This window comes from Microbulbifer maximicatervae (SeqCode) (genome assembly GCF_052467325.1).
In genome coordinates, this window is the sequence record NZ_CP174310.1 from 2,363,268 (window position 1) to 2,379,068 (window position 15,801).

The 15,801-nt window shown below is 52.4% G+C and carries 10 protein-coding genes; 2 read left to right on the plus strand and 8 right to left on the minus strand.

Features of this window, described 5'->3' with window-relative positions:
- Nucleotides 1-10 precede the first annotated feature (10 nt).
- The 3 genes from ACJJIE_RS10645 to ACJJIE_RS10655 form a co-directional block, all read right to left on the minus strand.
- Nucleotides 11-778 carry an alpha/beta fold hydrolase gene (locus ACJJIE_RS10645; RefSeq protein ID WP_444894565.1) on the minus strand — a complete coding sequence of 256 codons (768 nt, stop codon included), beginning with the start codon at nucleotides 776-778 and terminating at the stop codon, nucleotides 11-13.
- Between the two features lie 781 nt (nucleotides 779-1,559).
- Nucleotides 1,560-4,151, minus strand: coding sequence for a glycoside hydrolase family 3 protein (locus tag ACJJIE_RS10650; protein WP_444894566.1), 2,592 nt, complete (start codon nucleotides 4,149-4,151; stop codon nucleotides 1,560-1,562).
- 385 nt (nucleotides 4,152-4,536) lie between these two features.
- On the minus strand, nucleotides 4,537-5,868 hold the full coding sequence (locus ACJJIE_RS10655; protein ID WP_282931796.1) for a sugar MFS transporter: 1,332 nt from the start codon (nucleotides 5,866-5,868) through the stop codon (nucleotides 4,537-4,539).
- A 525-nt stretch (nucleotides 5,869-6,393) separates the two neighbouring features.
- Between ACJJIE_RS10655 and ACJJIE_RS10660 the strand changes: the two genes are divergently transcribed.
- Nucleotides 6,394-7,566: a sensor histidine kinase gene (locus ACJJIE_RS10660; RefSeq protein WP_282931795.1), complete on the plus strand. Its 1,173-nt coding sequence runs from the start codon at nucleotides 6,394-6,396 to the stop codon at nucleotides 7,564-7,566.
- Nucleotides 7,563-8,402, plus strand: a complete 840-nt coding sequence (locus tag ACJJIE_RS10665) for a LytR/AlgR family response regulator transcription factor (protein ID WP_444894567.1) — start codon at nucleotides 7,563-7,565, stop codon at nucleotides 8,400-8,402. Before ACJJIE_RS10660 ends, ACJJIE_RS10665 begins: the two co-directional genes overlap by 4 nt.
- Nucleotides 8,403-8,542: 140 nt before the next feature.
- Here the strand turns inward: ACJJIE_RS10665 and ACJJIE_RS10670 are convergent, their stop codons facing one another.
- From ACJJIE_RS10670 to ACJJIE_RS10690, 5 genes are all read right to left on the minus strand, one after another.
- Complete coding sequence (locus ACJJIE_RS10670; RefSeq protein WP_413664876.1) at nucleotides 8,543-9,805, minus strand: sugar MFS transporter; 1,263 nt, start codon at nucleotides 9,803-9,805, stop codon at nucleotides 8,543-8,545.
- A gap of 551 nt (nucleotides 9,806-10,356) precedes the next feature.
- Nucleotides 10,357-11,313, minus strand: a complete 957-nt coding sequence (locus ACJJIE_RS10675; protein WP_444894568.1) for an acetyl-CoA carboxylase carboxyltransferase subunit alpha — start codon at nucleotides 11,311-11,313, stop codon at nucleotides 10,357-10,359.
- Between the two features lie 93 nt (nucleotides 11,314-11,406).
- Nucleotides 11,407-14,925, minus strand: coding sequence for a DNA polymerase III subunit alpha (gene dnaE, locus ACJJIE_RS10680; RefSeq protein ID WP_444894569.1), 3,519 nt, complete (start codon nucleotides 14,923-14,925; stop codon nucleotides 11,407-11,409).
- 58 nt (nucleotides 14,926-14,983) lie between these two features.
- On the minus strand, nucleotides 14,984-15,199 hold the full coding sequence (locus ACJJIE_RS10685; protein ID WP_108732299.1) for a DUF1289 domain-containing protein: 216 nt from the start codon (nucleotides 15,197-15,199) through the stop codon (nucleotides 14,984-14,986).
- The gene (locus ACJJIE_RS10690) at nucleotides 15,192-15,728 is read right to left on the minus strand and encodes a gamma carbonic anhydrase family protein (protein ID WP_252085074.1); all 537 of its coding nucleotides are present in this window, start codon (nucleotides 15,726-15,728) and stop codon (nucleotides 15,192-15,194) included. The genes ACJJIE_RS10685 and ACJJIE_RS10690 overlap by 8 nt, the downstream gene beginning before the upstream one ends.
- Nucleotides 15,729-15,801: the final 73 nt, after the last annotated feature.

Sequence of the window (15,801 nt, forward strand, 5' to 3'; positions counted from 1 at the left end):
ATGCTTGTCATCAAGCAGTCCGCGCCAAGGGCCTGTTTATACCAAGAAGATACCCAGAGAGAAGCTGATAAAATTCTTCAGGCTTTTCCAGCATAGGACTGTGCCCGCAATCATACACTTCACAATAATCCAAATTATCATTCTGGGAAGCCAGCAACCGCCAGGATTCAGCCGGTGTTATTTGATCGAAGTCTCCCCATATTAACTTGATCGGGCATCTCACTTTCTTCAGACTGCTATGAACATCATACTTCCTACTTATATTCAGCCATTTAACCACTGATTTAAACGTTTCGTTAGTGGAGAAAATAGTATTGATATCGGCGACGCCCTTTTCGTAGTCCGGTTTCGGCAGGCGGTTAATATCTCGGAAGACCCGCTCACAAAGTATATTTGCTGCTCCAGGTACCGACCCGCGTAAATCAGAAAGGGAAACTCCTGCCTCCAATTCCTCAAGCCCCGGGGCTCCACTGATAACCACCCCAGCCACCAATTCAGGATATTTTACGGCAAAATCTAACGTAATAAGCCCACTCATCGAGTTGCCGACCAAAATATTATTATCCATATCTCCATTTAACTGGAGACACTCTCTAATCATTTCGTGCGCCGAATCCAACTTACCCATAAAAACCTCGGGGATAGATGGCTCGATAACAGTTATTTTATGTCCCTGCTGCCGGCAAGCATCTGCAACCTGATTCCAAATCCACCCACGCGCGAAAAGTCCAGGTAAAAAAACGATATGACAAGGTGCCATTAGTTCCTCCAATTCCATTTCAAGTTAATTTATCCGCACCATCCCCGGCACCATCATGACCGAGGACCTCAAAATGCATAAAAATCAAATAGGGAACCAACCCACCATAACCGCCATAATTCAATGGAAGGCCAGGTCTGAAAAGTAAACACTCGAAAAATAACCAGCAATAAGAATGCCAACTATCCAAGAGCCCTAATTTTGAGAGCGAAGCCATACTAACCAGAGAGGAATGGCAGCTTCATTTCAAATCAATTACCTTTCTGTTCCCGAGAAAATGGAACCTGCGCAAAGCCTACCCCACTCCAAAATTTAAATAAGATTAGAAAATAAAATTTATTGAATTATTTATTCGCCTGCACGTTTGCAGTGCCTGACAACTCAATACAGCACCAATAGCGGCAATAATTTTGTGACAAGCAATACTATGAAGGCGTGAAATAACAAAAATCAGGAGAGGTAGATTTATCGTGGGATAACGCTATCCAATATACTAAAAATGGAGAAGGAAATAGGACCCTATGAGGCATGGATGCCGATTAGGAGCTTACAGAGTTGTATTCACAGCGAGTCTCGAGTGAAGTGTATTCTTTCTTTCCACCCCAGCAGAAAATTTATGGGATAAAAGAAATAGTAATATCTGGAAAGAAGAGATTGGCGGGCAAAGAAGTGCCAACGGGATAGAACATCACACTGGCACCGTTCCTGTGAGAACAAATTGTTTCAGCCGCTAACCGGAACCAAAAAAACAGGCTCCGGTTAGAACTGAGGGTAATTAGCCCTTTCAGTGTGTTGTAACTTAACCGTCACAACGAATATCAGCAGATACTCCAGCTTCCGGGGTCAACTTAACGTTGGCAACCGCAATAGCCATCGGAGCTTCACTCTCCAGACCAAAGGCACTAAAGACCTTGCCGAAATCCGCACCGGCTTTTACAAAACACTGCAGATCTACAGAAACCCGGGTCCAGCTTTTCTGCTCCATGGATTTCAGCGCAGACTCCAGCGGTACCTTTGCAGAACAGCCATCACCACAGTTCATGGTAGCCACCACCGGCTTTTCAATTGGCTGATCGACACGGATATTCAGTGTCAGAGCAGATTTCTCTTCCAGGTAAACATTCAGGTCCTGCATATATTCAGCAGACAACTGAACTGCACCAGGACGCAGGCCTTTCCAGGTAATCAGTCGAGCATCTTCCTGGGAAGACATATCGATGGAGCTGACAGTGATGTTTTTATCGTCTCCGCTAACCGCGAAGTTACCGTGCACAGGTACAACCTCTGCCCCAGCTTCAGCAATATTCAACACCCAGGGAGCTTGCGGGCGGGATACCAACAGCCAAGCTTCTTCTAAACCGCCACCGGCACTGGATTCACTGGTCTCCGGCAATTCGTTACTCACCAGGGATTCCTGTTCAGCAGCCAGGCCATAGCCCAACTCAAACAGTGGCTCGTAATTCTCGTGGTAAGGATTCAGGACATTCTGATAGCTGTGCATTGGCCAGCTAAATGGCAGCTTGCCGGTAAAGTCGTAACGGGCTTGCCCATCGGCACCTTTAATCAGGACATCCGCAACACCAGCACCTTCAGAGCCAGGCAGCCAGGCAGCAACAAAGGCATCGGATGCATTCAATTCACTGTTAATCCAAAGCGGACGACCGGACAGGAACACACTGACTACCTGAACACCCTGCTCGCGCAGTTTTTTCAGCAGCGCCAAATCCTTCTTGTTACCGCGCTGGTATTCCAGGTTGGTAATATCGCCGTGCCACTCTGCATAGGGCTCTTCACCAAATACAACAATTGCAACCTTGGGCGCCTTACCATTGGCAAAAGTGGCATCTGAGAAGCTGCCATCCGCACTCAATACCGCTTCACCGCCAGCGGCTTTAACCGCCGATGAAATACCTTCAAAGATGGAAGTCGCACCGGGGAAGTCTGCGCGCGTGTTGCCGGTACCCTGCCAGGAAATCGTCCAACCACCACTCTGCTTGGACAGGTTATCCGCACCATCGCCGGCAACCAGAATATTCTGGTCCGCAGTCAATGGCAGCAGCTGGTCGTTGTTTTTCAGCAACACCAGGGATTTGCGTACCGCTTCACGAGCGATTGCGCGGTGCTCCGAGTTGCCCAGGATGCCGTCTTTGCCTGCCAGCGGCATATTGCGGTCAAACAGGCCTGCGCGGATCTTCACTCGCAGGATACGGCGAACCGCATCATCGATACGCTCTGCACCGATTTCACCGCTTTTGGCCTGGGCCAGCGTGTTGTTATATAGGGCTTTCCAGTCCGCCGGCACCATAAACATATCGAGGCCGGCATTAATCGCCGCTGCACAGCTCTCTACGGTGCAACCGGGCACGAAACCGTGGCCATTCCAGTCGCCCACAACAAAGCCATCAAAACCGAGGCGCTCTTTCAAAACAGTGGTCAGAAGGTATTTGTGGCCGTGGAGTTTTTCACCGTTCCAGCTATTGAATGAAGCCATCACGGTCTGTACGCCAGCCGGCAGGGACGTCAGGTAACCCGCCGCATGGACCTCTGCCAGTTCTTTTTCCGGAACCGCATTATCACCTCGGTCAATTCCTCGATTCGTACCACCGTCACCGACAAAGTGCTTGGCAGTGGCAACCAGGTTTTCGCCGCGCAGGAATTCAGCGCTGGATTTTTCGCCCTGGAGCCCCTTCACCATTGCCTCGGCATAATCCGCAACAATCTTGGGATCTTCGGAATAGCTCTCGTAAGTTCTGCCCCAGCGGTCATCGCGCACTACCGCGACGGTGGGAGCGAAAGTCCAATCGATACCGGTCACCGCCACTTCGCGGGCGGTGGCGCTGCCAATACGCTCAATCAGCTCCGGGTCTTGGGCGGCACCCAGACCAATATTATGCGGGAACAGGGTCGCACCGATCACATTGTTGTGGCCGTGAACCGCATCGGAACCCCAGATCAGGGGAATCGCAACACCGCCATCGGAAGTGTCCATAGAAGCCTTAAAGAAGGCGTCAGACAGGGCCAACCAGTCTTGCGGCGTGGCAAACTTATCGTTGTTCGGGAAGGCGCCACCACCATTCAATACGGAACCCAGGTGATAGGTCTTCACATCTTCAGGAGTAACGCTGCGGATTTCCGCCTGGATCATCTGACCCACTTTCTCTTCCAGAGACATGCGGGACATGATTTCAGTGATTTGGGCTTCCAGCTTTTCATCGCGTGGTAAGGCTGGCTTGAGTTCAGGCCAGTTGTCGATGCCCTCGGCGGCACTGGTGCCGGTGTCAGCCTGCGCTTTATCGGCTTTTGGCTCAGTTTGTTGGCTCTCGGAGTGACACCCGGCGAGCACAGAGGCACAGAGCACAAAGCCCAGCGAAAATCGCTTACTAAAATTCACGAATAACTCCCAAAATTATTCCACGCTTGTTAACTGGCTCTACAAGTAGCGAACGGCTAACCTTTGGAAAATACTCCCAAAGCTATGCGACCAGCACGCTTCAACTATCGCCTTATTTATTATGCCGCGCATCAGCTGCACAAACAGATCTGCACGGTCTGCTTCCACTGAACCGAAATAGTAGAGATTACCTCCAAATCCAGCTCTCGTCGGAATCAAGCTCTACTGATGCCACATTCACCAAACAGCCATAAAACCAAGTCATAGCCACCCTGTGGGCACAGTTCGCAATGGCAACAAATTGCAGTACTTGTCTCTATAGGCCAATAGAAATCCGATGGACTGGTCCAAATCACAGACAAGGCGGAAAGGATAAATGAAGGTTCTACTCCACCGCGCTACCGCGCAGGGTTCGTGAAAAAGCACCGTAATAAACGATGTAGCAGTAACACACCAGAGGTACCAAAAATGAATACTGGATACCGGCACTATCAGCCAGCATCCCCTGGAATAGAGGAATAATTGCACCGCCGACAATTGCCATACACAGGACACCACTACCCTGACTGGTATGCTTGCCTAGCCCACGCAAGGCCAGGCTGAATATAGTCGGGAACATAATCGAGTTGCACAGGCCCACTGCAACTATGGACCAGACCGCGATCGGGCCTGACGTCATCATCGCGATTGCAATAAGCACCACCGAACCCAGGCCACAAACCGCCAGTGTTTTACCCGCAGAAACAAAGCGCAACAAAAAAGCCCCGGCAAAGCGCCCGATCATCGCTCCGCCCCAGTAATAAGAGACATACTTTGACGCTTCAAAAGGAGCCATCTTTGCCACTGATGGTTCACCAAAGAAACTCACCAGGAAACTGCCAATAGCCACCTCTGCACCCACATAGGCAAAAATACCTACAGCCCCCAGGGTTAAGCGGGGGAAGCGCCACAGAGAAAACACATCGTGACCATCCGCTCCACCACCCTGTTGGTGCTCGGGAATAGCCGGCAACCTGATCCAGGAGAAGAAAGCGACCATCACCAGTAGAAGCACTGCTAACCAGAAATACGGGGTCTCAACTAAAGCCGCTTCCCGGGCCCTGAACTCAATAATGCTTGCCGCTGTATCCGGGTCGGCGGTAATAGTGAGTCCCGCAAAGAAAACTGCGCCACCAATCACCGGTGCCAAGGTAGTTCCCAGGGAGTTAAAAGCCTGGGTTAAATTCAATCGACTGGGCGCCGTGCGAGCACTTCCCAGCGCAATAACATAGGGATTTGCGGAAACCTGCAGCAGAGTAATACCAGAGGCAAGGACAAACAGCCCCAGCAAGAAGACTTCGTAGATTTGCAGGCGGGCAGCGGGAATAAAGACCAGGCAACCTGCACAGGCCACCAAAAGCCCGAGCACCAGCCCAAGCTGATAGCCAACCCGCCTCAACAGCATACCTGCCGGCACAGATACCAGGAAGTAAGCAGCAAAAAAGTAAAACTGCACCAAGACAGCTTTGGTGTAACTCAGCTCAAAAACATTTTTTAAGTGCGGAACCAGCACATCGTTCAGGCCGGTAATAAATCCCCAAATCAGAAATAGGGACGTAAGTGCAATTAAATTGATATAGCGCGGGGCGACGCCGGCCGCTACTTCGGCACGGGTATCAGTATCATATTTAGCCATCTCGCTCGAGGAGAACCCCGGTTCGGGCAACATCTGGCTCATCGGAAACCGATCCCCAAATCTAAACTATTTCTTACCAGCGGCTGGTCCATTCACCCGGAACTTTTTCCGCCACCACATATTTATTGGCAGAAGTCAGTATCGCTCCTGCGACTGTGGATTCATTCAAGCCGTAAAAGGCCCTGTACATTTTTACCACACTTAACGACAACTACCTATCCACTCAACCAAATTTCAAATTACCATTTTTGACCAGGTAGACAATCTATTAGTAGCCAGCTGAATAAACCGGTGTACCACTGATCGTTGGAACTGGAGGAGTCCGGGCCGATTAAATCACTTTTAAAAAAGAGAGGAGTGTTGTCTTCTGAATCGAGATTGCCGAAAATTACTCGACTATTCACCCCGAAATCAGATAAAAAGGACTTTCTCAAGGGTGAGCCGGAAGTGTGGCGCTATCACCTCTGGCGGGTCACGTTTCTGCAGGGTAATATTCGGCAGATAATAATGAACGCGACGATGAGCGTCTATCCCGTCCTTTTCACAATACTAAATACGCGGGACATCATGCAGTACTCGACCCGTCTAGATACGAGACCAAACACTGATATTCAGTCGACCCGCTGGTTTTGGAAACTGCAGCTGGTCAGCTGGGTTGGCATACTACTGGTCACTTTTCTTTCACTGACCCTGTGGCACTCCCCTACTGAGTGGCCACACTTCGAGCCAGTCAATACAGTATTCCAGTGCGCTATTGCATTTTTATTATCCCTGTTTCTAAAACCGATTTTTGATGTCGCCTGGGAATCAGAACTCGCTTTCCGCACCGTGATCTACCTTCTGGCTGTCGCTGTTATTTCCGGAATATGGACCCTGGTTCGTATGGAGGCCTATATACGCCTCAGTGGTGAACACTCTATCTGGTCTGAGTTCGGCGGCTGGTATTACGCTTCTTTATTTGTATTTTTATTCTGGAGCGCCCTCTACTGCGGGGTAAAATATCACTTCCTACTCAATGAAGAGCACAAAAAAATGCTGGAGGTCGCAGCAGTACATGAACGGGAGCAACTCCGCAGACTCCAAGCAGAGGCCATCGCCAATGAAGCGCAACTAAAAATGTTGCGCTACCAGCTCAACCCCCACTTTCTCTTCAATACGCTCAATTCCATTAACGCCCTAATTCGATTCCAGCAAGCTGATGAAGCGAGGGAAATGGTTGTGCGTCTCAGTGATTTTTTAAGGCTCTCCCTAAAAGAAGACCCCATGCAGAAAGTTGAGCTTGAACGAGAGATCGAGGCGGTATTGCTTTATTTGGAGATTGAAAAAACCCGCTTTGCCGACAGGTTGTCCGTAGACCTGTCGATCGATGAAACCGTACGCCGCGCACAAGTGCCCAGCATGTTGCTGCAACCACTGGTAGAAAACTCGGTGAAATATGCCATAGCCCCCAACGAAATGGGGGGCACTATCGGCATCCACGCTCACAACACCGATGATCGCCTGGTACTGGAAGTCTATGACACCGGCTGCCCAGATCACTTTGCCAGCGAATGTGACCCGGAGTCCTCCTCAACGGGAGTGGGCCTCAAAAACGTACGCGAACGCCTGTCGACGCTCTACCCACAAGATTTCAAAATAGAACAAAACAAAAACTCTGATGGCGGCATGCAAGTACTCATCAATATTCCACTGGAAATTTCCAACCCATCAACCCACCTGACACAGGGAGAAGTTCAATGAGCAAGCTCAGCGTCGTACTGGTGGACGACGAGCCCCTGGCTTTAAGACTACTGAAAAGTATGCTCGAAGAACGCAAGGACCTGGATATTCTCGCCTGTTGTCGCAATGGCCGGGAAGCTGTCCAAGCAGTTTCAGAGCACAACCCGGACCTACTCATTCTCGATGTGCAGATGCCCGGAATGAACGGTTTTGATGTGGTGCGCAACCTGCAGGCTGACACCATGCCCTTAGTAATCTTTGCCACAGCCTACGACCAATACGCCCTTAAGGCTTTTGAAGTCCACGCGGTTGACTATGTGCTCAAGCCATTGGACCCGCGCCGACTGGAAACCGCCCTCGACCGCGCCCGACAGCGCCAGGCACAGATGTTATCCAAAGGAGAGGATGGTCATCAGGAAGAGAAAAATCGCCTGATGCGATCTTTCGAAAGCAGTGCCAGCAAAGCATCAAGCGGAGAGAACGCCGCTGCTTCAACCCAGCGTCTCGCCATTAAAGACCGAGGCAGTATCACAATGGTTAACCAACCGGATATCGAGTGGATCGATGCGGCGGGTGACTATATGTGTGTGCATGCCAAAGGGGAAACCCATGTAATGCGCAGCACTATTAAAGACCTGCAAAAACAACTCTGCCCAGACACTTTTAAACGCATTCACAGATCCACACTGGTTAACCTGAACTTTATTGTACATATCAAGGTTTTAACCAAAGGCGAGTACTTTCTCACCCTGAGCAGCGGTGCAAAGCTGAAAGTAAGCCGCAACTATCGCTTACCGATTAAAGAGTTTCTCGATTCCAACAAACAGTCTGATCTAACTGCCCCCCAAGCTTCCTAACCCCCAACCTCTCTAAAACTGGCAGGGATCGCCGGTACCCCCCACAATCCAATACATTTCAAATTGCACATTTATTCCGGACACAAAAAAGCCGGCATAAAAATGCCGGCAAACGAGCTCAGAAGAGAAGAAAAGAAAACTTAAGCGCGTTTATCTGTACGGTGTCCTGAGAGACCGTAGTAGAGAATATAGAGGTAACAGAAGATCGGCAGAACGAACGCCAATTGGATACCAATTTGGTCAGCCAGAAGCCCCTGTAACAACGGCACAATGGCACCGCCTACAATGGCCAGGCATAAGATTCCGGAGCCCTGACTGGTCGATGGGCCCAGCTTGGCCAGCGCCAAACTAAAGATAGTCGGGAACATAATAGAGTTGCAAAGACCCACAGCCAGTACCGCCCACATCGCCAGATAGCCGCTACCCGTAACAGTAATCAACAGCAGTACACAGGAGCCGATAGAGCAGATTGCGAGCACTTTGCCAGCAGAGATAAAGCGCATAATTAAAGCGCCGGCAAAGCGACCGACCATAGCGCCACCCCAATACAGGGAGATATAGAAGGCGGCTTCAGACTCTTCCAAACCGGCAATGGAATCCTCAGCGATAAAGTTCACCAGGAAGCTACCGATAGAGACTTCGGCACCCACGTAGACAAAAATAGCGATCGCGCCCAACACCAAGTGACGGTAGCTCCAGGCGGAAGCGGCTTCAGTATTGGAAACAGACTCAGAAGTTGCACTACTGACAATTGCCGGCAAATTCAAAAATGCGAAAACAATAGCCAGGATCGCCAGCGCGGAGGCCAGGATCAGGTAAGGTACTTCAATAACAGCAGCGCTGGCAGCACCCGCTGCAACACCGGCAGCGGGTAAAATCAGCAATGCACCAAATTGAGGGGCGATAGTGGTGCCCAGAGAGTTAAAGCCTTGGGTCAGGGTCAGGCGGCTGGGCGCCGTGCGCTCATCGCCCAGTGCTGTCACATAAGGGTTGGCGGAAACCTGTAAAATAGTAATACCGGAAGCCAGAATAAACAGAGCACCGAGGAACAATGCATAAACTTCCATTCTTTCAGCGGGGATAAACAGCAAACAGCCAACTACCGAAATACTTAAGCCGGTCACAATCCCTTTCTGATAACCAATTTTACTGACCAGGGCACCGGCAGGCAGGGAAACCAGGAAATAAGCACCAAAAAAGCAGAACTGCACCAGCATTGCCTGGGCATAGTTCAGCTCGAAAATCCCTTTCAAGTAGGGAATCAAAATATCATTCAGGCAGGTGATAAAGCCCCACATAAAAAATAGTGAGGTCAGCGCCACCAGGGCAAACCTGTGCCCCGACTGGTCACCCGTCGGTATCTGCGCAGCATCCGTTGCTGTATTACTCTGCATTATTGCCATAATTATTAATCCTGAGACTTCAGCTCACAGGCTTCACCGGTCGATATTTTCAGCCGGGCAAACCTGTGCCTTTTGCACCAATCTTTATTGTTGGTACTTTCTATCATGGAGGCAGCGCCGTCTCAGAGGCCTTTTCGATAAGGGGGTTCAAAATGGGGGCAGCGTGGACATACAGCGGCCGCCAAGCTCCAGACTGTCTGCTACCAGCCAATAGAGCCTCTCCCTCAACGGCTCCGCTCACAAGAGTAGATCACACTGTTTGTAGTACTTTATTTCTCTTTTCAGGCTTCCCGAGGGTTTAATAACCTATCTATGTCGACAGCTATTACCTAAGGAAGCCCGGTAAATAATAGATTTTTCAGAAAAGAAGCGACGAAGGGAGAGCTCGGCCACACAAAAATAACACACAGCCGCAAGTATCTATGAGAAGGGAAAGCAGGCGTCAGGAAGGAAGCACCAACCGCGCACAAGGGCAATAAGTTTATACTCTTGGCGCGGCAGGGGAAGGATCTAGGGAGCCTCTGAACAACTCCCTAAAGCAAAAAAATAGCTTAGGAAACGATATTGCCGTAGCTCATCAGGCGCTGATAGCGCTTCTCCAGCAGCTCATCAATGGGGATACTGCTCAGCTGATCCAGCTGCTCGCTGAGACGCTCTTTGAGGCTAGTGGCCATTGCATCCGGATCGCGGTGAGCACCACCGAGGGGCTCGGGGATGGTTTCATCCACAATACCCAACTCTTCCAACACGCTGGAAGTCACCCCCATCGCCTCAGCGGCCAAAGGCGCTTTCTCGACCGTTTTCCAGATAATGTTGGCGCAACCCTCAGGGGAAATCACAAAGTAGGTGGAGTATTGCAGCATGTTCAGCTGGTCACCCACACCGATCGCCAGTGCACCACCGGAGGAACCTTCACCAATCACGGTACAAATAATCGGCGTGCGCAGGCGGGACATCACTGCCAGGTTCTGGGCGATGGCTTCACTGATACCGCGCTCTTCACTGTCGATACCCGGATAGGCTCCCGGGGTGTCGATCAGGGTCAGCACCGGCATTTTAAAGCGCTCGGCCATTTCCATAACACGCAGGGCTTTGCGGTAACCCTCCGGCTTCGGCATACCAAAGTTACGCGCAACCTTCTCGTTTACAGAGCGGCCTTTCTCTTCACCAATCACCGCTACCGGCTTGCCATTTAAGCGCGCGATACCGGCGATAATCGCCTTGTCATCACCAAAGTGGCGGTCGCCGTGCAGCTCATCCCAATCGGTAAACAAACGCTCGATATAGTCTTTTGAATAGGGACGTTGCGGATGGCGGGCTACCTGTACGACCTGCCACGGGCTCAGGTCGGAGTAGATGGACTCGGTCAAAGTTCTACTCTTCTCCCGCAACCGGGTAACTTCATCGGCGATATTCAGCTCGTTGTCATCACCCACAAGCTGCAGCTCTTTTATCTTGCCTTCCAGCTCTGCAATTGGCTGCTCAAACTCGAGAAAATTAAAATTCATGAAATCTGCGCCTTTAACTCTTTTTGTTACCACCGGGCTATCACAGCGGCATAGCTTAACTGTACAGAACCAGCCAGTCGAGCCCGGTAGATTTTAACGCCGTTGTGCGTATTGAAGCGCCACCTGCTCACGTCCCAACAGTTCCCTGAGGGACTGGACCATCTGGTCGTTTGGTTCCACGTTCCACTGCGGCGGCAATCGGTACAAACCCCGGGCATCATGGCGGGAAACCTCAAGGCTGACCCCGCACTGACCACCGGTATAGGGTTGCAGGCAAGCGGCCAGCCGCTTGGCCAGCCCCGGTGCCACACTGCCGCTATCCACTCGCAAGCGCACCCCGGTCACCCGGCTCTGGCGCAACTCATCGAGCGTGGAAACGCTGTTTACTGTCATCTTCAGGCCGCCACTGTAATCGTCAGTGGCAACCGGTCCATCCAATACCAGCAATGCATCTTTGGCCAACTTATCCCTGTGTTCGCCAAAGGCTTCGCTGAACATGGCCGCTTCAATACGGCCACTGCGGTCATCCAGGGTGACAATAGCCATGGAATCACCGCGTTTTGTTTTCATTACCCGCATCGCCACAACCAGGCCCGCAACTTTTTGCGATTCCCGGCCGGGTTTCAAATCGGCGATTCGCGCCTTCACCAGGTGTTGTAACTCACCGGCATACTCGTCAATCGGGTGCCCGGTGAGATACAGACCCAGGGTATTCTTTTCACCTTCCAGGCGCTCGCGGATACTCCAGCAGCGTGTGCGGCGGAAATCCTCGTACACATCGCCTTCGGATGCCTGGGGCACCACTTCGCCAAACAGGTCCATCATGCCCGCATTGGCATTGGCCTTTTGCTGTTCCGCCGCTTTTACCGCTTCATCCAGCGCGTTAAACAGCACTGCACGGGAGTAATCCAATCCGTCGGCACCATTGGTATCCGGGCCTATGCTGTCCAGTGCCCCTGAGCGCACCAGCGCCTCCAGCGCGCGCTTGTTCACCTTGCGTGGGTCAACCCGCGAACAGAAGTCGAACAAATCGGTAAAAGGACCGCCCTCTTCCCGCGCCGCAATAATATTTTCAATCGGACCTTCACCCAGGCCCTTAATCGCACCGAGACCGTAGATAATGCGATTGTCGATATCCACCGAGAACTGGAAGCTGCCCAGATTCACATCCGGCGGCACCAGCACCAGCTCCATGGCTCGGCACTCTTCGATAAAGGTCACCACCTTATCGGTCTTATCCATATCCGAAGACATGGTCGCCGCCATAAACTGGGCGGGATAGTGCGCTTTCAGCCAAGCGGTCTGGTATGACACCAGTGCGTAAGCCGCAGAGTGCGATTTGTTAAAACCATAGCCTGCGAACTTCTCTACCAGGTCGAAGATCTTAATCGCAAGTTCGGGGTCAATTCCTTGCTCTTTTGCCCCATTTTCAAAAGTGGCCCTCTGTTTGGCCATTTCCTCCGGTTTCTTTTTGCCCATCGCCCGGCGCAACAGGTCGGCGCCACCGAGGGTATAGCCCGCCAACTCCTGGGCAATCTGCATAACCTGTTCCTGGTAAACAATAACCCCGTAAGTGGGCTCCAGGATCGGTTGCAGTTTCTCGTGCTGGTATTTGGCATCCGGGTAGGCCACCTGGGCGCGACCGTGCTTACGGTTAATAAAGTCATCAACCATGCCCGATTGCAGCGGACCCGGACGGAACAGGGCCACCAGGGCGATCATATCTTCCAGGTTGTCCGGCTGTAGGCGCTTGATCAGGTCCTTCATACCCCGGGATTCCAGCTGGAATACCGCCGTGGTCTCTGCCCTTTTGAGCATTTTGAAGGTTTCTTCATCGTCCAGCGGCAGCGCGGCAATATCCAGGGGTTCCTCACCCTCTCGCGCACGGGTCTCGTCCACCATGCGCTTGGCCCAGTCGATGATGGTCAGCGTCCGCAGGCCGAGGAAGTCGAACTTCACCAGACCCGCATCTTCCACATCGTTTTTATCAAACTGGGTTACCAGACCCGCGCCAGTCTCGTCACAGTAGAGCGGCGCAAAATCGGTGAGCTTGGTGGGGGCAATAACCACACCACCGGCGTGCTTACCCACGTTACGGGAGACCCCTTCGAGTTGCAGGGCCATCTCCCAGATTTCCTGGCCCTCATCGTCGTGGTCGAGAAATTCCCGCAGGATCTCTTCCTGGTCGAAGGCCTTTTGCAGGGTCATGCCCACATCGGGGGGAATCATTTTGGACAGCTTGTCGGCGAGGCCGTAGGACTTGCCCTGTACCCGCGCCACGTCCCGCACCACCGCCTTCGCGGCCATGGTTCCGAAGGTAATAATCTGACTAACCGCTTGGCGGCCATAGTTATCCGCAACGTAGCCAATTACCCGGTCGCGCTTCTCCATACAGAAGTCGATATCGAAGTCAGGCATCGACACCCGCTCCGGGTTCAGGAATCGTTCGAACAGCAGATCGTATTGCAGTGGGTCCAGATCGGTAATGTCCAGCGAGTAGGCCACAAGGGAACCGGCACCGGAACCCCGCCCCGGGCCCACCGGGATATCGTGGTCTTTGGCCCACTGGATAAAGTCCATTACGATCAGGAAGTAACCGGGGAATCCCATCTGGATAATGATATCCAGCTCAAAGCGCAGGCGGTCTTCGTAGATCTGGCGGCGCTCGGCATAGTCCGCAGCGGACTTGTCGAGGATGGTGGCGAGGCGCCGCTCCATACCTTCATAGGAGACCTTTTCGAAGAACTGGTCTTCGGTCATGCCCTCGGGAATCGGATATTCCGGCAGGAAGTATTTACCCAACTGGATCGGTGCAGAGCAGCGCTTGGCGATCTCCACAGTGTTTTCCAGGGCTTCGGGGATATCGCTAAACAGCTCCCACATCTCTTCCGGTGTGCGGAAATACTGCTGCGCGGAATAGCGGCGTTCGCGGCGAGGGTCATCGAGGGCGCGGCCTTCGTGGATACAAACGCGCACCTCGTGGGCCTCGAACTCGCTCTCGTCCATAAAGCGCACGTCATTAGTGGCTACCACTGGCAAGTTCAGGTTCTGGGCCAACTTCACCGCCGAGTGCAGGTAGTCCTCATCGCCGGCGCGACCGGTGCGCTGTAACTCCAGGTAGTAGCGGCCGGGAAATAACTCCGCCCACTCCCGTGCCAGCTCCTCTGCTTGGGCGCGGCGCCCCGCTACCAGGGCACGGCCCACATCGCCGTACTTGGCACCGGACAGCATCAGCACCCCTTCGCTGTACTCCTTAACCCATTCGCGCTTGATATAGGCGTTACCGTGGTACTGGCCTTCCATCCAGGCGCGGGAAATCAGCTCGGTAATATTGCGGTAGCCATCGGCGTTCATCGCATAGAGCGTGATCAGCGTGGGCTTGCCCTCGCCGCCTTCGCTGAGCCAAAAATCCGCTGCGGTAATCGGCTTGATACCGGAGCCCAAACAGGCCCGGTAGAATTTAATCTGCCCGTAGAGGTTGCACTGGTCGGTAATCGCCAGGGCTGGCATTTCCAGCTCCTGGGCGCGGGCGATGGCCGGCTTGATTCTTACCAGGCCATCGATCAGGGAAAATTCTGAGTGAATTCTTAGGTGGACAAAGGGTTGGGTCATAGTCGCATTTAGTTCCGGGCCCTGCGAGGCCCGGCCCCGACAAAGCGCTATCGATTGTTTACCAGATTCGGCCCATTTGCCGCGCGCGCTCGGTGCAGAGCTTTAACACTGCACGGCGCTCATCATTGTTCATGGAGCCCCAACGGCTGATTTCGTTACCACTGCGAAAACAGCCCTCGCACAGGTCCTGCTCATTCAGGGCACATACGGAGATACAGGGGGATTTCACCGGGCGCTCTTTCGGCTCCACGGTTTTTACCGGTTGTTCAGACATCTTTAGCCTCAAGCGGGACCAGTTCACTGGCGAAATGTTTGCCGTTGGCCGCATAGTGATCGCTGCTGGCTTTGAGCAGCTCGTAGGTGGCGGGATCGAGAGATTTTACTACCTTGCCGGGAGAGCCCAGCACCATAGAGTAATCGGGGATTTCTGTGCCCTCGGTCACCAGCGCATTGGCGCCAATGATACAGCACTTGCCGATTTTGGCCCGGTTTAAGATCACGGCATTGATACCAATCAGGCTGTAATCACCAATGTCACAGCCGTGCAGCATCACTTTATGGCCTACGGTGACACCGGTGCCGATGGTTAATGGCACACCCACATCGGCATGCAATACCGAGCCATCCTGTACGTTGCTGTATTCACCGATAGTGATCGGCGCACAGTCACCGCGCACCACTGCGTTAAACCATACGGAGCTGTGCGCAAGCATACGCACATCTCCAATCACATGGGCACCGGGCGCAATATAGTGGCCCTCACCTTCCAGTTGTGGCTGTTTATCCCCCAATCTGTACAGCATTTGGCCTCCGGCTCGATATGATTATGAACCGCTTATTATCTCGCGCCAAAGAGGCCGTGGCTAGGGAGAGATG